This is a genomic window from Micromonospora sp. DT229 (assembly GCF_049844505.1).
Lineage (GTDB): Bacteria > Actinomycetota > Actinomycetes > Mycobacteriales > Micromonosporaceae > Micromonospora.
In genome coordinates, this window is record NZ_JBNCLD010000001.1 from 456,471 (window position 1) to 479,431 (window position 22,961).

17 protein-coding genes and 2 pseudogenes are annotated in these 22,961 nt (G+C 72.6%); 12 read left to right on the forward strand and 7 right to left on the reverse strand.

The annotated features are described in order from the left end of the window. The first annotated feature begins 242 nt into the window (after positions 1–242). From ACLQ2T_RS02205 to ACLQ2T_RS02225, 5 genes are all read left to right on the forward strand, one after another. Positions 243–1,049 carry an AfsR/SARP family transcriptional regulator gene (locus ACLQ2T_RS02205; RefSeq protein WP_425764294.1) on the forward strand — a complete coding sequence of 269 codons (807 nt, stop codon included), beginning with the start codon at positions 243–245 and terminating at the stop codon, positions 1,047–1,049. 123 nt (positions 1,050–1,172) lie between these two features. After that, positions 1,173–1,523: a TcmI family type II polyketide cyclase gene (locus ACLQ2T_RS02210; protein WP_425764295.1), complete on the forward strand. Its 351-nt coding sequence runs from the start codon at positions 1,173–1,175 to the stop codon at positions 1,521–1,523. Between the two features lie 12 nt (positions 1,524–1,535). After that, positions 1,536–2,885 carry an FAD-dependent oxidoreductase gene (locus tag ACLQ2T_RS02215; protein ID WP_425764296.1) on the forward strand — a complete coding sequence of 450 codons (1,350 nt, stop codon included), beginning with the start codon at positions 1,536–1,538 and terminating at the stop codon, positions 2,883–2,885. A gap of 221 nt (positions 2,886–3,106) precedes the next feature. Beyond that, positions 3,107–4,108 carry a helix-hairpin-helix domain-containing protein gene (locus ACLQ2T_RS02220; protein WP_425764297.1) on the forward strand — a complete coding sequence of 334 codons (1,002 nt, stop codon included), beginning with the start codon at positions 3,107–3,109 and terminating at the stop codon, positions 4,106–4,108. A gap of 206 nt (positions 4,109–4,314) precedes the next feature. Then, a complete protein-coding gene (locus ACLQ2T_RS02225; protein ID WP_425764298.1) occupies positions 4,315–4,521 on the forward strand; it encodes a hypothetical protein in 207 nt (68 codons plus the stop codon). Between the two features lie 94 nt (positions 4,522–4,615). Here ACLQ2T_RS02225 and ACLQ2T_RS02230 read toward each other — a convergent pair whose 3' ends face one another. From ACLQ2T_RS02230 to ACLQ2T_RS02250, 5 genes are all read right to left on the reverse strand, one after another. Further along, positions 4,616–6,208: a hypothetical protein gene (locus ACLQ2T_RS02230; RefSeq protein ID WP_425764299.1), complete on the reverse strand. Its 1,593-nt coding sequence runs from the start codon at positions 6,206–6,208 to the stop codon at positions 4,616–4,618. Between the two features lie 200 nt (positions 6,209–6,408). Next, complete coding sequence (locus tag ACLQ2T_RS02235) at positions 6,409–8,502, reverse strand: amino acid transporter (protein ID WP_425764300.1); 2,094 nt, start codon at positions 8,500–8,502, stop codon at positions 6,409–6,411. A gap of 72 nt (positions 8,503–8,574) precedes the next feature. Beyond that, a complete protein-coding gene (locus ACLQ2T_RS02240) occupies positions 8,575–8,985 on the reverse strand; it encodes a hypothetical protein (RefSeq protein ID WP_425764301.1) in 411 nt (136 codons plus the stop codon). 243 nt (positions 8,986–9,228) lie between these two features. Then, the gene (locus ACLQ2T_RS02245) at positions 9,229–9,999 is read right to left on the reverse strand and encodes a DUF5995 family protein (RefSeq protein ID WP_425764302.1); all 771 of its coding nucleotides are present in this window, start codon (positions 9,997–9,999) and stop codon (positions 9,229–9,231) included. An 86-nt stretch (positions 10,000–10,085) separates the two neighbouring features. Next, positions 10,086–12,959, reverse strand: a complete 2,874-nt coding sequence (locus tag ACLQ2T_RS02250) for an ATP-binding protein (RefSeq protein ID WP_425764303.1) — start codon at positions 12,957–12,959, stop codon at positions 10,086–10,088. 250 nt (positions 12,960–13,209) lie between these two features. Between ACLQ2T_RS02250 and ACLQ2T_RS02255 the strand changes: the two are divergent. Continuing rightward, positions 13,210–14,319: pseudogene (locus ACLQ2T_RS02255) on the forward strand (adenylate/guanylate cyclase domain-containing protein); the annotation flags it as partial. A gap of 708 nt (positions 14,320–15,027) precedes the next feature. On the opposite strand, the pseudogene paaI reads toward ACLQ2T_RS02255, so the two are convergent. Next, positions 15,028–15,399, reverse strand: a pseudogene (gene paaI / locus ACLQ2T_RS02260) (hydroxyphenylacetyl-CoA thioesterase PaaI); the annotation flags it as partial. Positions 15,400–15,715: 316 nt separating this feature from the next. Then, positions 15,716–16,930: an MFS transporter gene (locus tag ACLQ2T_RS02265; RefSeq protein WP_425764304.1), complete on the reverse strand. Its 1,215-nt coding sequence runs from the start codon at positions 16,928–16,930 to the stop codon at positions 15,716–15,718. 345 nt (positions 16,931–17,275) lie between these two features. Here ACLQ2T_RS02265 and ACLQ2T_RS02270 point away from each other — a divergent pair, with 345 nt between their 5' ends. From ACLQ2T_RS02270 to ACLQ2T_RS02295, 6 genes are all read left to right on the forward strand, one after another. Further along, a complete protein-coding gene (locus ACLQ2T_RS02270) occupies positions 17,276–18,166 on the forward strand; it encodes an LppM family (lipo)protein (protein WP_425764305.1) in 891 nt (296 codons plus the stop codon). Between the two features lie 86 nt (positions 18,167–18,252). Further along, on the forward strand, positions 18,253–18,588 hold the full coding sequence (locus ACLQ2T_RS02275; RefSeq protein ID WP_425764306.1) for a hypothetical protein: 336 nt from the start codon (positions 18,253–18,255) through the stop codon (positions 18,586–18,588). 13 nt (positions 18,589–18,601) lie between these two features. Continuing rightward, positions 18,602–19,210, forward strand: coding sequence for a glycine zipper family protein (locus tag ACLQ2T_RS02280; protein ID WP_425764307.1), 609 nt, complete (start codon positions 18,602–18,604; stop codon positions 19,208–19,210). Then, the gene (locus ACLQ2T_RS02285) at positions 19,207–19,893 is read left to right on the forward strand and encodes a carboxypeptidase-like regulatory domain-containing protein (RefSeq protein ID WP_425764309.1); all 687 of its coding nucleotides are present in this window, start codon (positions 19,207–19,209) and stop codon (positions 19,891–19,893) included. Before ACLQ2T_RS02280 ends, ACLQ2T_RS02285 begins: the two co-directional genes overlap by 4 nt. A 29-nt stretch (positions 19,894–19,922) precedes the next feature. Further along, positions 19,923–21,155, forward strand: coding sequence for a phage tail sheath family protein (locus ACLQ2T_RS02290; protein WP_425764310.1), 1,233 nt, complete (start codon positions 19,923–19,925; stop codon positions 21,153–21,155). 1 nt (position 21,156) lies between these two features. Further along, a complete protein-coding gene (locus tag ACLQ2T_RS02295) occupies positions 21,157–21,636 on the forward strand; it encodes a phage tail protein (RefSeq protein WP_425764311.1) in 480 nt (159 codons plus the stop codon). Positions 21,637–22,961 lie beyond the last annotated feature (1,325 nt).

Genomic DNA, 22,961 nt, shown 5'->3' on the forward strand with positions numbered 1-22,961 from the left:
GCAGCCGCAAACCCGAAGATCTCTGCGATTTGCCAGTTCAGAGGCACTCTCAGAGATGACCCATGAGTTGCGTAGCCGACATATACATTGACCCATAGTAACCGCTATTGATAGCCTTCACGACGGTCCGACCCGGCTTCGCGCAGGCCCGTGGCGCGATGCTCGCAGTCGACAGTGGCGTCACGGCGGCCACGCCGGGGCCCGGCCAGATCCGCAGACCACCCGTTGCGTAGGGGGTGCCCGTGGCCGAATCGCCCACGCCGACCACCGGGAAGCCCCGGAACGCGCAGATCCGACTGCATCTGCTCGGCGGTTTCCGGCTGACCCACGACGGGGCCCCGGTGGTGGTGCCGCGTGGCCTGCAACGGGTCATCGCGCTGATCGGGCTGCGCCCCGCGACGACCCGCACCCACCTGGCCGGTCTGCTGTGGCCGGAGACCACGGAGGAGCGGGCGCTGTCGTCGTTGCGCACCGCGCTGTGGCGGCTGCGCCAGGACCCGTACTGCCCGTTGACCACGAGCGCGGACACGGTGCGACTCGATCCGGCCGTACAGGTCGATGTCGACAGACTCGTCGACGTCGCCGCCCAGGTACGCGACGGACAGACCCCGACCGACGCCGCCGACAGTCTCGCCGCCGGCCGGCACGACCTGCTGCCCGGCTGGTACGACGACTGGGTGTCGACCGACCGGGAACGGTTGCGCCAACTCAGACTGCACATGCTGGAGCAGGTAGCCGGCCACCACCTGCGCGCCGGACGGCACGGTGAGGCGCTGGACGCGGCCCTGGAGGCGATGGCCGCGGAGCCGCTGCGGGAGACCCCGCACCGACTCGTCGTACGGATCCACCTGGCCGAGGGCAACGCCTTCGAGGCGGTGCACGCCTACTACGTCTACCGGGACCTGCTGCTGCGCGAACTGCGGCTGGAGCCCTCCCCGGCGATGAGCGCCCTGCTCGACGAGACCCTGGAGCCGATCCGGCGGGCCAGTCAGGCGGCGTCGGGCCCCTGCCGGCACCCGGCCATCCGACCGGTACGCCGGGGTGGCTGATCAGGTGGCCCGACGTCACCGGATCGACCGTCGGCGTTGACGGCCAGGTGACAGTCCCACCGGCACGGTGGCAGCTGTGCCCGGCCAGGCGGCCGGTGCGCGACCACCGGTGAGAGGGGACCGATGAGCAGTCGACTCGTTATCGTCAACAGGATAATCCCGGGCGCGGAGGGGCGGGTGGCCCAGATCTTCACCGAGTCCGACGCGACCGAACTGCCCGGCCTGACCGGTATACGCCATCGGTCCCTGTACTGCCTGCACGACCTGTGCGTACACCTGATGGAGACCGACGACGTGGGGGCCGACGCCCTGGCCGCGGCCCGCAACCACCCCCTCTTCCGTCAGGTCAACGAGCGGCTGTCCGCGCACACCTCGCCGTACCTGCCGACCTGGCGCTCACCCCGCGACGCCATCGCCAACTGCTTCTACCGCTGGGACAGCGTGGAGGTCCCGGCCCCCCGCCCGGCCAGCTGACCGGGCGCCGCCATGACCAACCGGACACCGCATGTCCTGATCATCGGTGCGGGCACCGGCGGGCTCTGCCTGGCGCACGGGCTTCGTCGAGCCGGCATCAGCGTCGAGGTGTACGAGCGCCACCGCACCCGGGCGGACGGGCTGCTCGGCTACCGGGTGGGGATCGGCCCTACCGGCAGCCGCGCGCTCCGCGACTGCCTGCCCCCGGAGCTGTTCGCCGTCTACCTGGCCACCTGCGCCCGGTCCCCGCGCTACTTCAACGTGGTGGACCAGCGGTTGCGGCCCACGGCCTCGTTCCCGCTGCGCCCGGACACCCATCCGGTCGACACGGAACGGTCCGTGGCGCGGATGACCCTGCGCCAGGTGCTGCTGACCGGGCTGGAGGACGTGGTGCGTTTCGACCGCACCTTCACCCGGTACGAGCAGCACGACGACGGCAGGGTCACCGCCCACTTCGCCGACGGCGGCAGCGCCACCGGTGACCTGTTGGTGGCCGCGGACGGCACCCACTCCGCGGTACGCCGCCAGTACCTGCCGCACGCGGTGATCCGGGACGCCGGCACCATCAACATCGCCACCCGGATCCCGCTCACCGACGACACCCGGGCCCTGCTGTCCCCGGCGGTCCAGCGGGGCATCACCCTGATCTTCGGCTCCGGTGGGGTGATGGGCGTACTGCACGTGATGGAGTTCAAGTGGGACGCCGAGGGCCGACTCAAGCCGGAGATCGACCGGGCCGACGCGGCGCTGCTCGCCGACTGGCCCGGCCTGCGGCACGACAGCACCCGCGACAACATCAACCTGGTGATCTGGAGCACGGCCCGACGCTTCCCGGAGGACGTGCTGGATCGTCGAGGGTCGGAGTTGATCCAGGTGGCCCTGGACCTGACCACCAACTGGCATCCCCACCTGCGCGAGTTGTTCAGTCGGGCCGACCCGGACAGCGCTCTGCCGATCCGGGTGTCCACCTCGGAGCCGGTGCCGCCCTGGCAGAGCAGCACGGTGACCCTGCTCGGCGATGCCATCCACACCATGACCCCGGGCCGGGGGGTGGGGGCCAACACCGCGCTGCGGGACGCCAACCTGCTGCGCCGTCAACTGCTGCTGGTCGCCGCCGGGGAGAAGTCCCTGACCCAGGCGGTGGCCGACTACGAGGCGGTGATGGTGCCGTACGGCTTCGCCCGGGTGGCCGACTCGCTGGCCCGCAGCGGCACCAGCGGCGACGACCGGATGTACAAGCCGGTCTTCGGTCGGGTGGCCCTGCTCGGCGCGCGGGGATACTTCCGGGTCACCAGCCGGGTGCCCCGGCTGCGGCGCAAGTTCGTCGACGACTTCTACAGCTATCGCGGTGAGGAGGACTGAGGCCGCAGCACACATCGACACGTACCCCCGGTGCCCGAGGACGGGCACCGGGGGTCGACTGCGTTCCCACCCTCAGTTTCTCCCTCGGCACCCCCGGTAGCCCACTGTGGACCGGTATACGGACTGTTACCTGACCTGCCTGTCGCCCGCGCCGTTGGTATGCGAAGCTTCGGCGAGTTTTTCTCGCGACGATCCGGACATGAACTTCAGGGAGGTTTGCCGTGATCGACTCCTTCGGCAGGTGGCTGATACTGCTCGTGGTGCTGCTGGTCGGCCTGGCAGCGGGTTGGGTGGTGCTGCGGAACCGGCGTGACGAACCACCCTCGGCGAACCCCACGACCGACCCGACCTCCGGCCAGCCTGCCGCGACCGGGCAGTCCAGCCCGAGCGGACAGCTCGCGTCGTCGGAGCCACCACCCAGCGTGTCCGCCGAGCCGGTGGCGACCACCCCGGACCTCACCGACACCTCCCCCGCGACCAGCGAGGACCCGAAGGCCGCCCCGGCCGTCGCACCGGTCGACACCACGGCCACCCTCGCCGAGTCGACCGCCACGATCGACGCTCCCGAGCCGACCGCCACGATCGACATCCCGGCCCCCCGCGCAACGACGGATGCCCCGGAGTCCGCCGCCACCGAGGACACCCCCGGACCGGTCGCTGTCACGGACACCCCGGAGCCGGCCCCCGCCACGGAGCCGGCCCCCGCCACGGACACCTCCGAGCCGGCCCTCACCACGGCCACTGCCGAACCGGCTCTCGCCACCACGGACGGCACGGAGTCGGCCGACCCGGCGACCGGCAGCGATTCGGCACCGGCGATCTCCGCCCCTGGCGACTCGGCGGTCTCCGCCCCCGACAGCCCGGCGGTCTCCGTCCCCGACGCTCCGGCGGCGCAGGGGGTCGAGGAGGCCGAACCGTCGGTCAGCACCGCCGTGGCCGCCCCGCCGCAGCGGCGCAAGGCCGCCACCAAGGCCAGCAGCCCGAGCCCCGCGGCCGCGGCGCCGGTGGCCGGGGACGACTTCCGGCGGATCCAGGGGGTCGGGCCGAAGATGGCCGCCGCCCTGCACGGCGCGGGCATCCGGACCTACCGGCAACTGGCGGAGTTGGACGAGGACACGCTGCGGAACACCATCAAGGGCGCCGGGCTGCGGGCCACCGCCAGCCTGCCCACCTGGCCCCAGCAGGCGAAGATCCTGGCCGGTCAGTCCGAGCCGACCGCCTGAGGGCACCCGCTGTCCGGCAGTCCGTCCGGGGAGAGAAGCCACACCGCCGGTGCGGCGGCGCTGAACGACGGCGCCGCCGCACCGGCGGTTTCGCGTACCGGCGATGACGCCGAGGTGCTGGTCGCGTCCCGCCGTCGTTAGCCGGAGAGCGCGGTTGGGTACATGGGCCGACATCCTGGCCATCACCCCCGACCCTGGAGGAAGTCATGCGCGGCACGTCGATATTCGGAGTCCTCGTGGTGATCTGGCTCATCATCGGTGCGATCGCGGCCGGTCAGCGCGGCTACTACAGCGACGAGGAGACCAACTGCGCCGAGGTAGGCACCATCCTGGTGACCATCGCCGCCGGTCCGCTGAACTACGTCGGCGCCAACCCGAAGGTCGACTGCGAGTTGCCCGAGCCCTCGCAGTGACCGGATACGACGACGCCGCGTCCGGCCTCGTAACCCCCCGATCGTCACGGATCGGGGCGGCGGAGGCCGGGCGCAGCGTCGTCGTGGGTGGCGCTCAGCGGAAGCAGTGCGCCACGGGAACCTTGCTGCCCAGGCAGTTGGTGGGGCTGTTCTCGACGATGACACTGTCATCGTCGATCTTGATCCGGGCCAGCTCGGCCTGGATACCACCGGCCTTGACGGTGGACCGGTTGCCGATCACCAGGCTGCGGTACACCGAGCCGGAACCGGCCGTGATGAAGAGGCCGGCACCCTGCGACTTCTTGCCGACCGCCTCGTTGCCCTTGACCTCCGTGCCGCGCACCAGCAGGTTGGACTTGGCGGCGTAGACCCCGCCGCCGTTGCCACGCGAGGTGTTGCCGGTGATCAGGCTGTCGTCGATCGGCAGCAGCCCCTGCACGGTGGAGATGCCGCCCCCGGCGACGGTGGCCAGGTTGTCCCGCACGGTCAGTTGCCCGAGCACCAGCACCGCGTCGGAGTTGGCCAGGCCGCCGCCGGTCTCGGCGCTGTTGCCGGCGACCAGGCTGTCGAAGACCTTGGTACGCGCCGAGAAGCTGGCCAGCCCGCCACCCTGGCTGGCGTTGTTGCGGACGAAGGTGGAGGAGTAGACCTCTCCGGCGGCCCGGAAGTTGGCCAGTCCTCCGCCGTAGCTGACCGCGCTGTTGTGCCGGAACTCGGTCCGGTGCATGGTCATCACCCCACCGTTGAGCAGGCCCCCGCCCTTGCCCTGGGTGCCGGCGGCCCGGTTGCCGATCAGGGTGCTGTCGCTGATGCGCAGGTTGCCGTCGTTGAAGATGCCCCCGCCCCCACCCTCGGCCGACAGGGAGGTGCTGTTGGCGACGGTGACCCCTTCGACCACGGCGGTCGCACCGTGCACGATGTGGATGGCGCCGCCCTCCGCCTTGGACCGGCCGCCCAGCAGGGTCACCTCGCGCAGGGTGAGTTCGCCGCCGTCGCGGACGGTGAAGAAGCGGAAGTCCGGCGCCTGGGCCCCCCGGGTGATGGTCGCCCCGGAGCCCTCGATGGTGATCGCGTGGTAGATCACCGGCAGTCCGGCGGTGTCGTGGGCCGGGTTGCGCGGCGGGGCCTCGGCGTCGCCCGGGTTCTCGGCGGCGTCGGCCGCCTCGCGGGCGTCCCGGATCCCCCCGTCGTACTCGTCGGGCTGCGCGAAGGCGTGGGTCAGGGTGTACGTGCACCTCTCGGCCAACCGCAGCAGGCCGCCCCCCTCGGCGTTGACCCGGACCAGGGCGGCGATCAGTCGGGCGGAGTCACAGGGCACCTGCACCGGCTTGTGCTGCGAGGGCCGTCCGTTGGCCGTGGGCGGCCGACCCCTCGGGTCCTCGTTTCGGCCCCCGGGTGGTGCGTCGTCCGGGCGCTGCCACCGGCCCGGCCGGTCGGCCGGTTCGGCGTCCCGGTGCGGCCCCTGGTCGGCCGGTTCGGTGTCCCGGTGCGGCCCCTCGTCGGCCGACAGGGCGGCCGGTCGAGCCGGGACCGGGGCCGGTAGGGCGCGGTCGGGGGTCGAGGCGGCGGCGCCACTGAAGCCCGCCACCGCGGCCACCAGGCTGCCGGCCGCCAGCCCACCGGCCAGATACCAGTGCGATCGCCGCCTGCGGCGGGCCGGTTGTCGGCCCCCAAGGTACGTGGACATGAGGTTCCTGCCTCTCGTGTGTGCGAAACAGAAGCCGCACCGAATCGGGCGCGGAGCGGCTGACCTCGCGGCAGCCACCAGAGGCAACGTACGACCATCAAAGGGTCAAAATCCGGCATAGGTGAATAAGTACCTCTTTCGTCTTCACATCTGCCATCATCGGACCGGGCCGCCCGCCGACCCGACCCAGCCCCGGTCGGTCAGCCGCCGACATGGATGCCGGGGCGGCGAGCCGGGTCCGGCTCGGACTTACGCAGGATCTCCCGGACCACCGGCGGGGTGTCCCCGCGCCCCAGGATCAGGTATCGCAGCAGGTGGGCGATCGGGTTGCCCTCGGACCACTCGAAGTGCGCGTGCGGGCGTACCCCGGTGGCGTCGCGCAGCGCCAGCAGGATCGCGGCGATGGCGTTGGGCACCGCCGGGCTGCTGGCGCGCAGCACCCGGTAACCACCCACCTCGACCCCCCGCACCCGCAGTACGTGCCGAAAATCGGAGGGGTCCACCACGTCGATCTCCAGAAACAGCACGTCGGTGGCGCCCGGCACCGGGTTCTGCCCCCGCTGCGCCCGCTCCTTGATGGTGTACTCCTTGACCGCCCCGCTGCGCCGCTTGTGGGCGATCACGTGCAGCCGACCGTCGTTGGCCACCGAGTCGGCGATGAACCGCCGCGCCGCCTCGTCGAACTCCACCCGCTCCGCCCGCAGTTCCGTGGTCCGGCTGACCCGCGACACCAGGGACACCGCGATGATGCCGAGGATGAACAGACCCGAGATGGCGATCCCGTCCGGCTTGGTCAGCACGTTCTCGGTCAACGCGTACAGCAGGACCAGAGTGAGCAGGGTGAAGCCGACGGCGGCGGCCCGCTGTCGGCGACCGAGGGCGGCGATCGCCACCGCCACCGCGGCGGAGACCATCATGGCCAGGATCCCGGTGGCGTACGCCCCCGCCTGGGCGTCCACGTCGGCCCGGAAGACGACCGTCAGGCCGATGCAGATCAGGGTGTAGACGATGACCACCGGCCGGACCGCCCGGGCCCAGTCCGGAGCCATGCCGTACGACGGCAGATAGCGCGGCACGATGTTGATCAGCCCGGCCATCGCCGAGGCCCCGGCGAACCACAGGATCAGCACGCTGCTGAGGTCGTACACCGTGCCGAAGGCCTCCCCGACGCGCTCGTGGGCCAGGTAGGCCAAGGCCCGCCCGTTGGCGGCCCCGCCCGGCGCGAACTCCTCGGGTGGGATCAGCAGGGTGGTGACGAAGGTGGTCGACAGCAGATACCCCGACATGATCAGGGCGGCGGCGGTGAGCAGGCGTCGGGTGTTGCGGATCCGGGCGGCCAGCCGGGCCGCCGCGTCCGGCCCCTCCCCGGCGACCAGGGGCATCATGCTCACCCCGGTCTCGAAGCCGGAGAGTCCCAGCACCAGCAGCGGAAACGCCAACGCCGCGGTCACCAGCATCTGGCCCGGTCCGCCGCCGGCGGTCAACGCCCCGGTCCAGTCGGTCAGCACCTGCGGATCACCGGCGATCTCGCCCAGGCAGACCACCACGATCACCGCGTTCAGGGCCAGGAAGACGGCGACCAGAGGTACGGCTACCGCCACCGCCTCCCGGAAGCCGAGCAGGAACACCCCACCCAGGATCAGCAGCAGCACCACGGTCACCACGACCGCGACCGTGGTGCCGCCGAAGGCCTCCGGCAGGTACGGGTTCTGGAGCATGTGCACGGTGGCGTCGGCCGAGGAGAGGGTGATGGTGATGATCCACGAGGTGGCCACGAAGCCGAGCAGGACCAGTACGAAGATCTTGCCCCGCCAGAACGGCAGCAACCGTTCCAGCATGGCCACCGAGCCCTGGCCGTGCGGGCTGTCCCCCGCCACCCGGCGGTACATCGGCAGCATGCCGAACAGGGTCAACGCCACGATCAGCAGGGTCGCCACCGGGGAAAGCGCCCCGGCGGCCAGCACGGCGATACCGGGCAGATACGACAGGGTGGAGAAGTAGTCGACCCCGGTCAGACACATCACCCGCCACCAGGAGTGCGCCCGGGCCTGCCCCTCGGCGGTCTCCGGGCCGACCGGCTGCACCCGGTGCACGAGCAGCCACCGACGCAGCCGGCTCTCCGGCACGGCGGAACCGGGCTGACGTACCGCCACCTGCTCGGGCACGGCTACCCGCCGCCCGGCCGGCTCGCCCGGTCGGGTCGGGTCGCGGGCGGCCCGCAGGGCGGGCTCAGGCGTGCCGGAGGCCCTGCCCCGACGTCCCCGGCCACCTCGCCCTCTGCTCCCGCCCCCCATGGCCCCGACCGCCCTCTCCCCACTCGCTGCCCCGACCGTAGGCGGTCGTCGACCACCACCTCGGCGGAACGGTCAAAGCGGGTCGGCACCCCCGTCGGGTACCGGGGTGAGGGCCCGCGCCAGGGCCTGCGGATCCGCGACGGTCACCGTCACCGCCGGGTGACGCGGCCATCGGCCCGGCAGCAGGGCCGGCACCGGACGCCCGAACCGTACGCAGACCCCCTGGGCGGTGCTGCTGCCGAAGGTGACCCCGATGTCGGCGGCCGACAGGTGCGGGCCGATGGCCCGCCACCAGCGGTACGGGCCGGTCGTCCCGACCCCCCACACGTTGTCCCGGCTGGTCCGCAGCCGCCAGGGACCGAACCGCACCGTGAGGCTCTCCGCGTCGACCTGCACCCAGGCGGTCGACGGTCGGACCCCGAGCAGCGCCAGCAGGGGTCGCCACAACGGATCGAAACGGAAGCCGAAGCGCTGCCCGGTCATCCGCGCACTCCCCGGCCGACTCGGTCCCCCGGGCGGGCGGGACGGGTCGGGGCGGCAGGGCGGGGCCTGGGCCGGGTCGCGGGACGGCGCCGGGAAGCAGAGGTCATGGTCGCGGCGTACCCGTGAGGGGCCGACCGACACCCCCCACGGGCCGGTCGACCCCGCACGCCCCCGGTGGTCCCGGTGAGCGGACCGCCCCCGCGCTCCGCCCACCGGGCGGGCGCGGGGACCCCCGTCCCCCGGCTACTGCAGAAACGCCCCCAGGGGCGACAGCAGCAACCGGCCGAGCGCGGCGGCCGTCTCGTCGAGCCGCTTGCGCTCGCGTTCGTGTTGGCGCGGATCGTGGCGGCACCGCCAGATCCGCTGCGCGTTGCGCCAGGCGACGTCCCGGGTGTAGCCGATCAGTTCGCCCTGGTACCAGTCGTCGATCTCGCCGTTGAGCATGTCGATGAGCAGTTGCCAGCGCTCCAGATAGCCCCGACGCAGCCCGGGGATCTTGTCCGCGAAGATCTTGTTGATCTCCAGGTAGTCGCGGTGCTGGTCGCTACCGTCGACCGGCTCGGACTCCAGGTGGTCGAAGGTCGTGACCAGCGCGAACGGCAGGTCGAAATTGATGTGGGCGTTGACTCCGGCCGCCGCCGAGGGCAGCGGCCGGGCGTCCGGGCCCTGCATCCGCTCGAACAGGCAGGACCAGGCTTTGGGCGTACCGGGACTGGACTCGGTCCACAGCCGCAGCGCGTCGAAGTACCGGGCGGCGAACTCCACGTCCAGCCGGGCCAGGAAGGCCGGGTCGACGAACCGGTCGGCGTACAGGCCGTCCAGCACGCTGGAGGTGATGGTCAGGTACAGCTTGTTGAAGTCGGCCAGCGGGCAACTGTCCAACAGCGGAGGCAACCGGACCAGCAGGTCCTGCAACTTGGTCAGGTGGTCGACCACCGCCGGCACGTCCGCCGGGTGGTCGGCGAGCAGGTCCACGATGTCCCCGTGCACCGGCCCCCAGACCCGCTCACTCATGTCCCCTCCGCCCTGCTCGCCGCCCTGGTGCCGTGCGGCGCCAGGCTCAGCCTTTCAGGCGGATCACCCCGGTCACATCAGTAGAACTACGTATCCGAGACCTGCACGCGACTACGTAGGTAGATGGTGCTCGCCTGCACCCGGGTACGGACCTGAAGCTTGTCGAAGATGTGCGAGACGTGCACCCCGATGGTGCGTTCGCTGATGTACAACCGCTGGCCGATCTCCCGGTTGGTCAACCCCTCGGCCACCGCGGCCAGCACATCGAGCTCGCGGGCGGTCAAGGCGGCCAGGGCCGCGTCGCCCGGCCCGGTCGGCGACGGGCCAGGATCCTCAAGGGTCACCCGGGCCCGACCGGCCAGGGTACGGATCTCCTCGGTCAACGGCACCGCGCCGAGCCCCTGGGCCGTCTGGTACGCCTGCCGCAGCAGCTTGCCCGCGGTGGCGGTGCGCCGCCGACGGGTCAGCAACGCCTCCGCCTGACGCAGTCGGGCGTACGCCGCCGGGTAGGGATGACTGCGCTGGTCCCACTCCGCCGCGGCCCGGGCCCACAACTCCGGATCGGCCACCTCCAGCCGGCTGATCTCGGCGGCGCAGAGCACCAGGTAACCGGAGATCACGTCGCGTACCTGCTGGGCCGCGCGCTCGCTCTTCTCGGCCACCCGGTCGGCGATCTGCCGCAACCGGCGCACCGCGTCGTCGTCGACCGGCACCCGGTCGGCCTTGGCCTCCGCCTCGGCACGCAGGCCGTGCCAGACCAGCACGACGAGGATGACCAGGTCGTCGGAGCGGGTCTCGGTCAACCCCCGCTGCACCGCGTGCCGGGCGACGTCATGGCGGCGTTGCCACATGGCCAGCCCGGCCCGCAGGGTGAGCAGCGGAAGGACGTGTCGGGCGCCCCCGCCGGCCAGCATGGTGGCCACCGCGTCGAGGTCCCGGTCGGCCGCCTCGATGTCGCCGTAGCCGACCGAGAGGCGGCAGCGGGCCAGCAGCAGCTCCACCGCGTCGGTCCCGCTGGGGCGGTGCCGCAGGGCCGCGGCGACCACCTCCGCCGCCTCGGCCCACTGCCCCACCCGGAACAGCCCGTTGGTGGCGATCGCCAGCAGCCGAGTCGCGTAACTGCGCCCCAACCCCAGCTCGGCCACCCGCTCGGCGCCCCGGCGGGCCACCACCACCCCCTCCTCCAGGCGGTTCAGCGGCCCGGTGAGCAACTCCGCCAGGTGCAGGTAGGCCAGGGCGACGTCCTCCGGACGGCCGGCGGTTTCGGCGGTGGCCAGGGCACGGCGCAGCACCGCCAACCCGGCGTCGGGGTCCTGGCGGTACGCCTCGGAGAAACCCAGCGCCATGCTGGCCAGCACCAGCTCGGTGGTGGCCTGACCGGCGTGCTCGGCCAGGCTCAGCGCCTCCTTGGCCCACTGGCCGGCGTCGGCGTACCGGCCCAGTTGCAGCAGCAGCTCGGCCAGGCGCGCGGCGGCCGTGGCCCGCTGCCGGGGGCTACAGTCGGCGGCGTCCAGGGCGCGCTGGTACTCCGCCTCGGCCAACGCCGAGCGGCCCGCCGCAGCCAGGTAACGGGCCCGGCGGATGTGCAGCTCACACACCGGACGGTCGGTGTCGATCTTGGCCAGTTCTTCGAGCAGGGTCAGTGCGCGGGCGTACTCACCGCAGTGGTGGGCCGCTTCCGCCGCGTGCCCCAGCAACGCCGCCCGCTCGGCATCGGGTAGGTCCTGGGACAGTTCCACCGCGACCGACCAGTGCCGGTGCGCCTCCGCGTAGCCGTACAGCCGCTCCGCCTCCTGGGCCGCGGCCATCGCCGCCGGCAGGGCCCGCTGCGGCTCGCCGGCCAACCGCCAGTGATGGGCCAGCCGGGCCTGGTGCAACTCCCCCGGCGCCCCGGTCAGGGCCTCGGCGTAGCGGCGGTGCAGCACGGCCCGCTCGGCGGGCAGCAACTCGTCCTCCAGCACCTCGGCCACGAGGCGGTGCCGCAGACGGTAGCCGTCCTGGGAGCCGACCACCAACCGGTGGGCCACGGTGGCCCGGACCGCCTCCAACAGCTCCTCTTCGGGCAGTCCGAGCACCTGGGCCAGCAGCCAGTGCTCGACCGGTTCCACCCCGACGGACACCGCGTGCACGACCCGGTGCGCCGGCTTCGGCAGCGCGTCCACCCGGGCCAGGAAGACCTCCCGCAGGGTGTCGGAGAGCCGGTCGCGGCCGTCGCGCAGATCCCGGGCCAGTTCCTCGATGACGAAGGGGTTGCCGCCGCTGCGTCGACACAACCGCTCGACCGCCTCGGGCGGCAGCGGACGACCCACCACCGCAGCGGCCAGTTGCTCGGCGGCGACCCGGTCCAGCGGGGCCAGGTCCAGCACCTGCACTGACCGCAGCCGACGCAGCTCGGTGAGCACCCGACGCAGCGGATGTGCGCCCTGCAGGGACTCCGAACGCACCGCCGCCAGGACCGACAGCTGAAGGTCACCGAGGCCGGCCAGCAGGTACAGCAGCAACTGCCGGGTGGTCCGGTCGACCCATTGTAGGTCGTCGAGGACCAGCACCACGGGTCGGCCGTCGGCGATCACGCTGAGCCCTCGGGCGACCCGCTCCAGCAGGGCCCCCGCACCGTCCGGGCCCGCCGCCTCGTCGGCGAACATCGCCAGCAGCGCCCGGACCGAGGCGGCGGCGGCCGGGGGCAGGTCGGCGTCGAGGCGGCGCAACGCCTGCCGGAGCGGGTGCAGGGGCGAGGCGTCGCCGATGTCCAGACAGGAGCCGATGAGCACCAGCGCACCCGCCTCGCCCAGCCGTCGGCCGAGTTCGCGCAGCAACCGGGTCTTGCCCACCCCGCTCTCGCCGGTGAGGAAGAGGGCGGCCGTGCCGGCCGGCGGCACATCGTCGAGCAGCGCGGCCCGCATCGCCGCCATCAGGTCGGCCCGACCGACGAGCGGTGTGCTGTCCACGTCGCTGGCCATGGCTCGCAGCCTAGTCACAGCCGCCCGTTGCCCTCTACCACCGCCGGAGCCTGCTCACCGCCCCGCCCCACATTGCGACCGACCGGTTTGCGCAGGTCGGACATACGTCGTTCTGCCGATCCGCCGGTCAGACCCGCGGTGGCAGTCTCCCGGCAGGGTCGACCCACATCGCAGGAGAGGCGGGTGCGTCTCGATGCCCATGTCCACCATCGTCCGACCAGGCGGATCGACCAGCCGAAGGCACTGGTCGATGACCGAGGAGCGGCGGATCGTCACCGTGCTCTTCGTCGACATCGTCGGCTCCACCGAACTGGTCGGCCGGCTTGATCCGGAGGAGGTCCGCACCCTGCAACGGGTCTACTTCGGCACGGTCGCCCGGGTACTGCGCCGCTGGGACGGCGCGGTGGAGAAGTACGTCGGCGACGCCGTGATGGCCCTGTTCGGCGCGCGACACGGGGACGGGTGGCAGGCGTACCGGGCGGTGCGGGCCGGCCTGGAGATCCAGCGGGCCATGGACCGCCGTAGCTCCACCCTGGCCCCCGGGCTGCGGGTGCGGGTCGGGGTGGCCACCGGCGAGGCGGTGGTGGACCTGGGGAGCCGGCACGACGGTGGGCACGGGGTGGCAAGTGGCGCGGTGACCACCCTGGCCGCACGGTTGCAGGGGTACGCGCCACCCGGCGGGGTGGCGCTCTGCCCGGCCACCCACCGGGCGGTCCACGGCCTGATCGCCCAGCAGCCGGCACCGGCGGTGACCGTGGCCGGCAGGGCTGCCCCGATCGAGATCTGGCACGCCATCGGCACCCTCCCTCCCACCTCCACCCCGGCCGAGATCCCCCTGCTCGGCCGGGTCCGGGAGCTGGCCACCGCCCAGGACCACCTGACCCGGGCGGTACGCGGACACGGCCCCCGAGGCCTGCTGTTGACCGGTGCGCGCGGGTCCGGCCGCAGCCGGTTGCTGGGTGAGCTGGTCCGCCGGGTCAGCACGGTGGACGGCAGGCCGATCCGCTGGTGTGTGACGGCCTGCCCGCCGCACCCGGACGGTCCCCTGACCCCGGTGGTGGACCTGCTGCGCGGGCTCGCCGGGGTCCGGGAAACCGACGACGCCGCGACGGTTCGCCACCGTCTGTCCACCGCCCTGAAGGGTCAGGTGTCGCCGCAGCGCCTGGCGGCGACGGCGGAGGCGGTGACCGGTGCCCCCGGCAGCACCGGGGCCCGGGCTGCGGCCTGCTGGCGGGAGGTGCTGCTGGACCTGGCCCGACGACAACCCGTGGTGGTGGCCGTTGACGATCTCGACCGGGCCGCACCGGCCCTGCGACACCAACTGGACCTGCTGCTCGACCAGGCCACGGCCGGGGGCCTGCCGTTGGCGCTGGTGGCCACCGGCGCCGAGCAGGTCACCGGGTGGGCCCGGGTGCGGTTGCGTGCCCTGGACCCGGTGACCACCGGCCGGTTGCTGCGTCGGCTGCTGCGGCGGGCGGGGCGGCCGATCACCCTGGTCCCGCACCTGATCCCCCTGGTCGGCGGCAACCCCGGACACGCGGTCGCGTATGTGGACGCCCTGGACTCCGACACCTCGGCCCCTGCCGTACCGGAGAGCGTGCGGAGGGTGGTCGACGCCCGCCTGGACCGGCTCGACGATCCGCTGCGGGTGGCCCTGCTGGCCGTCACCGTCTCGACCCACCGCTCGGCGGTGCGGTTGGCGCACACGGTGGGTTGGTCGGTGCGGCGGGCCCAGTGGGCGCTGTGTGCGCTGACCGTGGCGGGTCTGCTCGTGGCGCTGCCGACCGGGGGTTACCGGTTGGCCGATCCGGTGCTGGGCGAGGTCGCCGCCGCCCGGCTGACCCGCAGGCTGCGGGCCACCTTCGCCCGCCGGGCCGCCACGGCCGCCGTGGACCAGCCGGAGGAGGGGTACCGGACGGCACCCTCCTCGGTCGCCACCCCCGCCCGGCGGTGGCGGTCCGTCGGCGGTCCGCGCGCAGCCGGTGCCGCACCGGGTGGATCAGCCTGGGTGACCGGCGACCGCCCCGGCGCTGTCCTGCCTCGGCACGGGCGCGTCGTCGCCGACCACAGCCGGGCGCAGGGCTCGGCTGTGGCCCCGGAACTCGGCCACCACCTGCCCGTCCTCGCGGGTCACCGTGACGTCGTAGATCCCGCTACGCCCGTACCGGGTGCGTTCGGTGGCAAGGGCCAGCAGCAGATCACCCTCGTGCGCCGGGCGGACGAAGGTGATCTCGCCACCGGCGGCCACGGTCACCGGTCCGTGGCTGTTGCAGGCCAGGGCGAAGGCGGTGTCGGCGAGCAGGAAGACGAAGCCGCCGTGGGCGATGCGATGTCCGTTGACCATCTCGGGGGTGATCCGCATCCGGGCCACCGCGGCACCGTCCGCAGCCGTGATCAACTCGATGCCGAGCCGGTTCGAGGCCACGTCGGCGTCGAACATCTCGTGCGCGGCGGTGCGCTGCGGTTCCACCTGACTCCTGAGGCCGTGCGGTCGGGCGGGCCCCGCCCTGGGACGGCCATGTTATCGCCGGTAGCAGGGGCCGCCGGCATCCGCCGACGGCCCCAGGATCATCGCCCTGCCATTCTCTCTCTATTGCAATTCATTGGCAACAACTCCGGACAGGTTCCTCGCGCGTCTGCTGGCCCGGGCACGACAACGCCGCGCGGCCCGGTACGCCGCCGACTTCACCGAGGTCGGCACCCTCTGGCGGGCCGGCACCGACGCCGCCGTGGTCGCCGTCCGGTGACCGACCGACTCAGCGTGGCGGGCGGGCGGCGGGGACCAGGGCCAGGGTGGGCAGGAGGAGGATCGGGACGACCAGCAGGGCGTGCAGGGTGCCCACCCGGTCGCCGAGCAGGCCGAGCAGGGGCGGGCCGGCCAGGAAGGCGGTGTAGCCGATCACCGCCACGACACTGACCCGGACATGGGCGTGTTCCTCCTCGTCGGCGGCGGCGCTCATGCCGACCGGGAAGCCGAGCGAGGCTCCCAGGCCCCACAGCAGCACACCGAACACCGCGATCGGGCCGGAACCGGCCAGCACCGCCAGGGCGGCCCCGACGATGGCGAGCACGATGGTCACGGTCAGCACCGGCCCTCTCCCCCACCGGTCCAGGGCCACCGTGCCGAGGGTGCGACCCACCGTCATGCCGACCACGAAGAGGCCGAAGACCGCCGCGCCGGCCGCCTCGCTGAAGCCGTACCCGTCGATGAAGGCCACCGCCAGCCAGTCGTTGGCGCTGCCCTCGGCGAAGGCCACCGCCAGCACCAGCAGACCGATGAGCAGGGTGCGGGGCTCCCGCCAGGCGGCGAACAGGCGTCGGCGACGGTCCGCCGGGGTGCTGGGCTGCGCCTCCGGCTCGACCGCCAGGAAGGCCCGCGCCCCGAACAGGGTGCCGACGAGCACCAGGGCTGCCAGGACGCTGAGGTGTGCCCCGATCGGCACCCCCAGCCGGGCCGCCAGCGCCCCGATCCCGGCACCGGCCACCCCACCCAGGCTCCAGGCGGCGTGGAAGCGGGGCAGCACCGTACGCCCCAGCCGCCGTTCCACCGCCGCGCCCTCGATGTTCATCGCCACATCGCAGCTGCCGGAGCCGTACCCGAGGCCGAACAGGCCCACGGCCACTCCGGCCAACGAACCGAGCACGCTGGCCGACACCCCGGCGACGGTCAACCCGACCGTCAGGATCAGAGTGGACAGCATCACCGCGCGGGCCGTGCCGAGGCGCTGGGTGACCAGGCCGGCGGTGGGCATGGCCACGATGGAGCCGGCGGACATGGCCAGCAGGAGCAACCCCAGGCGCCCGGGGGTCAGGTCCAGGCCGTCGCGGACCGCCGGCACCCGGGCGAACCAGGTGGCCACGGCCAGCCCGTTGAGGGCGAACACCACCGCCACGCCGTTACGGGCGGCCAACACGCTACGGGACGGACCGGAACCGGCCGGTGGGGCCGTGGGGATGGCGCTGGGATCCACGTGTACGCGTTCCTCTCCTGGTGCTGACCTTCGCCACGATCCCACACCTGGGAGCGCTACCAGCGCAGTCCTCCCCGGTCCTTACCGAACGACCCTGCGGCGAGGCATGCTGCGCTCGATACGCCCGCACGACGGCACAGGACGGGCGACATCCCGCTGGCCTCGGTGACCGCCCTGACCACGGCGAGCGACCTCCGGCGATCACCTGAGCCCGAACCCTTCAGAATATCGATTCATGCGCCTTTTATCCTCGGCTGAATGTGACTGACCATCGGTAAGATCGGCGACTTGCTTATGACTGATCGCTGACTGATGGCTCGGCCGGAAAGCGCACACACTGTGCCCATGAGAAGTGGGAGCGGGCGCAGCAGGACACTCCACGGTGTCGCGTGCCTGGTCCTGCTGGCGGCCCTTTCCGGCTGCATGCAACTCAACATCGGGCTCACCGTCAAGGCGGACGACACGGTCAGCGGGCAACTCCTGCTGACCGCCGAGCGCAAGATCCTGACCTGGAACAACCAGACCGTCGAGCAGGGCTTCGCCGACCTTCGGCAGAACATCCCCGCGCTGCCGCCCGGCCCCGAAACGCCGTACGCGACCGACACCCACTTCGGTTTTCAGATCAACTACCGGAATGTGCCGCTCGATCAATTCGACAGCGAAAGCCTGCGCATCGTCCGGGCGAACGACCGATACGTCTTCACCCTGCCGCTTGATCCAAATAAGTACGGCGGGAAAGTGGCCGAGCAGGACCCGGAGAATCAAGCCAGATTCATGTCGTTGATGTCTTTCGAGATCGCCGTGACCTTCCCCGGCCGCGTTCTCGACGTCAACGCCGGCGGCCAGGTCAACGACCGGACGGTGACCTGGCGGGTCAACCCCAACGAGCCCAAGCCGGCCGAACTACGTGCCGTGGCCGAGGCGCCACCCCGACCGTCCGCCGCCGCGGACACCGACGCCACCGGCGGGCTGCCGTGGCTGCTCATCGCCGCCGGCGCGGTGGTGCTGCTGCTCGGCGCCCTGCTTGTCGTACTGCTGCTGCGCCGACGTCGCGCAACCGGCGACTCGACCACGGCCACCGCCACCGACCGCAGTGGGGCCGGCGAAGTGACCACGGCCACCGACGGCGGTGGGGCCGGTGACGCCACCACGGCCGTCGAACCCACTGACGGTGCGCCCGCAGCCACTCCGGCCGCGCCGCGCACCACGATTCCCGGCCCGCCGGGTGCCGGCTGACCTGACCGGCTGCCGCCCGCCCGAACGGACGGACGGACGACACTCTCCTCCCCACCCCGCACCACCCGATCGAAGGGAGATCGGCTATGAACGATCTCTTCACCTGGGCCGCGCTGGGCAGCCTCACCGGCGCCAGCGCCGCGACCCTGCTCACCACGAACGTCATCGGGGGCCTGATCGGCCCCAGCGCCGACACGGCGCGCAAGTGGATAGCGCTGGGCATCGCGCTCGCGCTGTCGTACCTCACCGCGGCCTTCGCCACCGACGCAGGCCCGGAGAAGTGGATCATCGCGTTCTTCAACGGGCTGGTCATCTTCGCCGCCGCCCTCGGCATCAACCAGTTGCCCCCCGGCAACCGGCAGGCGACGCCGACCCAACTGGCGCAGGGCAACGAGCCACGCTTCATCCGCTCCTGGGCCTGAACGGAGCAGGGTCATGGTCTTCGGCATCATCAGCGCCGCCGGGCACGTCGCCGCCGGGGCGGTGTTCGGTCAACTCGTCGGCGGCATCGTCGGGCTGCTCGTCGGCGGCACCCTGGGCCTGCTGGTCGGTGGGGTCTTCGGCTGGGCGATCGCGTCGGCCCGGGTCTACGGACCCGACCCGCGAGGGGTGTTCCTGTTCGTGGTCGACCACACCTGGAGCCTGCTGAACACCCTGGTCGGCGCGCTCTACCTCGCCGTACACCTGCTGTTCGGTCATTCCCTGGACCGCACCACCTCCGCGCACAGCTGCCGGGTGAACGTCCTGGAGGGGGTCTCCCCCCGGTACGCCACCACCCTCGGCACGGTCTGTGCCGGATCCGGGCCGGGCATCCAGCGGCACGAGGACGTGCACGTCTTCCAGGCCCGCCTGCTCGGGCCGCTCTACATCCCGCTGGTCGTGGCCAACTACGTGCTGTTCACCATCGCCCCGGTGTGGCTGCTCTACCACGACCACGCGGGCGCACCGATCAACCGGTTCACCCGGTACTTCGAGATCGGGGTCTACCCGCACGTGTGGAACGAGGCCATCGCGTACCGCATCCAGGGGACACCACCGCGATGAGCGACCCCGGGCCGATCGAGGGCGCCACGGCCGACCTGGCGGGGTGGCTGACCGGGGCGGCGGGCGCCGCCGTTCCGGTCGGCCCGCCCGGGCTGGACAGCGACCCCGCCGGGCTGACCCTCTGGCCGCTGGAGCTACGACCGGCCCGGCAGACCCGGGGCACCGGCGGATCGGAGCCCTACCGGTTCACCGTCCGCTACCTGCTCGCCGCAGGCGGGCCGGCGGCCCTGGCGGCGCTGGACCGAGTGCTGGTGGCGGCCACCACGAGCGGCCACACCCTGACCCTGGAGGCCGGTGACCCGGCACTGTGGACGGCATTCGGTACGCCGCCCCGGCCCGCGCTGCTGATCGACGTGCCGGTCCAGGTCACCCCGGAGCGCCGGCCGGCCGCGCCGGTACTGCACCCGCTGCGGCTGCGCCAACTGGACATGCTGGCCTTCGACGGCCGGGTGGTCGGCCCGGCCGCGCAGCCACTTGCGGCCATGCGGGTCGAGGTCGTCGGTCAGGCGTACGCGACCCGCACCGACTCCGCCGGCCGGTTCCGGATCGTCGGGGTACCCCACGCCCCCGAGAGCCCCGGCCCGGTACGGCTGCGGCTCACCGGCCGGGGGCAGGTGCTCACCGCCGAGGTCGACCCGACCGAACCCGACATCGTCATCGTCTGCGCCCCACCGGCCCACTGATCCACCGACACCCGCTTCCGGGAGGACCGATGCCCACCTACTTCTCACCCGGCATCTACGTCGAGGAGGTGCCCGGTGCCGCGCGACCGATCGGACCGGTCGGTACCAGCACCGCCGCCTTCGTCGGTGTCGCGCCGCACCGCACCGCACACCTCGGCGAGGCCCTCGCCGTGAACAACTGGACGGACTTCCTGCGCCTGTACGCCGACGGCGACGAGTTGGAGAGCACCCCGTTGGCCCGGGCCGTCTTCGGTTTCCTGGACAACGGCGGTACCCGCTGCTGGGTGGTCAACGTCGGGGAGGGCGGCGCGGTCACCGGCACCGGCCGCAAACGGGCCGGCCTGGACCTGCTGGAGGCGGTCGACGAGGTCTCCATCGTGGCCACCCCCGGCTTCCACGACCCGGTCGCGTACGAGGCCCTGCTCAGCCTGGCCGAACGCACCCGCACCATGGTGGCCATCTGCGACCCTCCGCCGGACATCGAGGACATCTCCACCCTGACCCGGGTCGCCACCCCCGGCTCCACCCGCCCGGCCAAGCCGAGCGACGCCGCCGACCCGGAGATCCCGGCCGCCGGCTCCGGTGGTGGCCCGGTGTCGCATCGCCCTCGGCAGTCGGACTACGGCGCCCTCTACTACCCCTGGCTGCGGGTACGCGATCCGCTCTCCGGTGAGCTGGTGCTCACCCCGCCGAGCGGGCACGTGGCCGGCATCTGGGCCCGCACGGACGCCCTGCGCGGAGTACACAAGGCACCGGCCAACGAGCCGGTACGCGGCGCGGTCGACCTGGGCCACCTGGTCACCCGGGCCGAGCACGACGTGCTCAACCCCAAGGGGGTCAACGTGATCCGCTACTTCCCGGGCGAGGGCATCCGGGTCTGGGGCGCGCGTACCCTCGCCGCCGAGGCCAGCGAGTGGCGTTACCTGAACGTACGCCGACTCTCCATCGCCATCGAACAGGCCATCGCCAACGGCACCCGCTGGATGGTGTTCGAACCGAACGACTTCACCCTGTGGCGCTCGATCCGTCGGGACATCGGCGCCTTCCTGACCCGGGTCTGGCGCGACGGAGCCCTGCTGGGCCGTACGCCGGAGGAGGCGTTCTTCGTCAAGTGCGACGAGGAGACCAACCCGGCCGACGTTCGCGACGCCGGGATGGTGGTCGCCCACATCGGCATCGCCGTGGTGAAGCCGGCCGAATTCGTGGTGTTCAAGCTCAGCCAGTGGGCCGGTGGCACCGAGACCGAGACGATTGGAGGCTGACATGCCGACCACGGCCACACCCCAGCCGGGCGCCCCGGTCGACCCGTACCGCGCCTACAACTTCAAACTGCTGGTCAACGGCGTCACCAACGGCCACTTCACCGAGGTCAGCGGCCTGGAGGTGAACATCGCGGCGGTGGCGTACCGGGAGCAGGGCAACGACCGGATCCGGATGATCCCCGGCCAGGTCGAGTACGGCCCGGTCACCCTGCACTTCGGCCTCACCTCCTCGCGGGAGTTGTGGGACTGGGTGCACGCGGTGGCCCGCGGCACGGTCAACCGCCGCAACGTCTCCGTGGTGCTGCTCGACGCCGCCGGCACCGCGGAGGTGCTGCGCTGGAACCTGATCAACGCCTGGCCGACGAACTGGCGCGGCGCCCACCTGAACACCCTCAGCCAGGAGATCGCCATCGCGGCACTGACCCTGCGCTACGAAAGCCTGGAACTGGAGGCCGGCGGTGCCGCGCCGACGACCGCTTAGCCGGCTGGCCGAGTTGCTGCGGTCCGCCGCACAGGCCGTGGACCGCGTCGCCGTCCCCTCCTCCCCCGCCGGCCCCTCCTCCCCCGCCGTCCCCGCCCCAGTCGCCGGGCCGACCCCGGCCCTTGGGCCCGCCCCGGCCGTTGGTTCTGTCTCGATTGCCGGGCCTGTCCCCGCTACGGCCAGGTCGGCAGCCGATGTCACGGACCGCCGTCCGGGCCGGCCACCGGAGCACTGGCTGCGGGTGGTCGAAGCACACGCCCCGGGCCTGCTGCGCGACCTGGCCCTCGACGGCCCGCCGCCGGCCACACCGGTGTCGGCGAACGGCAGATCGAACGTCGGCGACATCATCGCCGCACCCCACGACCCGATCACCCTGAACCATGCCCCACCCCCACTCCCACCCTCGGTCCTGGCCCCGCCCTCGGTCGCGGCCCCGGGTCCGGTCCCGGCCTCGGTCTCGGGTCCGGATCCGGGTCGGTCCCCGGTCGCACCCCCGGTTCCCGGCCGTACTCCCACCGTCCCCTTTGCTCTGCTTCAACCGACGCAACGGTCACTGTCCGGATACCGGACACCGGGCATTGCGTGGAGTGAAGCAGAGCAAAGGGGGGTGCGAGGAGTCGGCGGGGTCGCTCGGGGCGCTGCGGGGCGGCACGAGCCGGCGAGGGCTGCCGTGAGTCCGGTCGAGTCCGGTCGGGTGGGGCCAGAGGGCAGCGACGTGACCACGGCCCGGGACGGTGAAGCGGTGCCGAGGCACGGCACAGACAGCGTCACAGCGGGCGACACCGCAGCGGGTAGCCCCTCGGAGGGTCGGACCGCGCGGGGCGGCGGGGCGGGCCGCAGCGACGAGGAACCACCTCGGGCGCTCGGCGGGCTGGGTGGCAGCGGGGCACCTCCGATCCCACGGCTGCCTGTATCGAGGCGGCGGGTGGGGACGGCGGATCGACTGCCGTCGGCGCGGGCTCAGTCGCGTGCCGCGATCGACCCTCGGTCGGGAGCTGTTGCGCCGACCGGGCGCGGCGGACCTGGCGAGTGGGGTGAGGGCACCTACCCGGCCCGGACCGGTCGCTGGCTTCGGGCGGTCGATGGCCGGAACACCGCCGAGGACAGGCAGCAGGCCGCCGACCCGCCCGTGACCGGAGACCGACCAGGCGATCGTGTCGTGGTCGGGGACGGGCTATGGCCGGGCGGTGCGATACCAGGTGGCCCCGCACGGACAACCGCCGTCACCGGGCAGGCCGACGTCACCGGGCGGGCGGATGTCGCAGGGCAGGCCGATGCAACCCGGCAGGCCGGTGCCACCGGGCGGGCCGATGTCACGCGGCCGG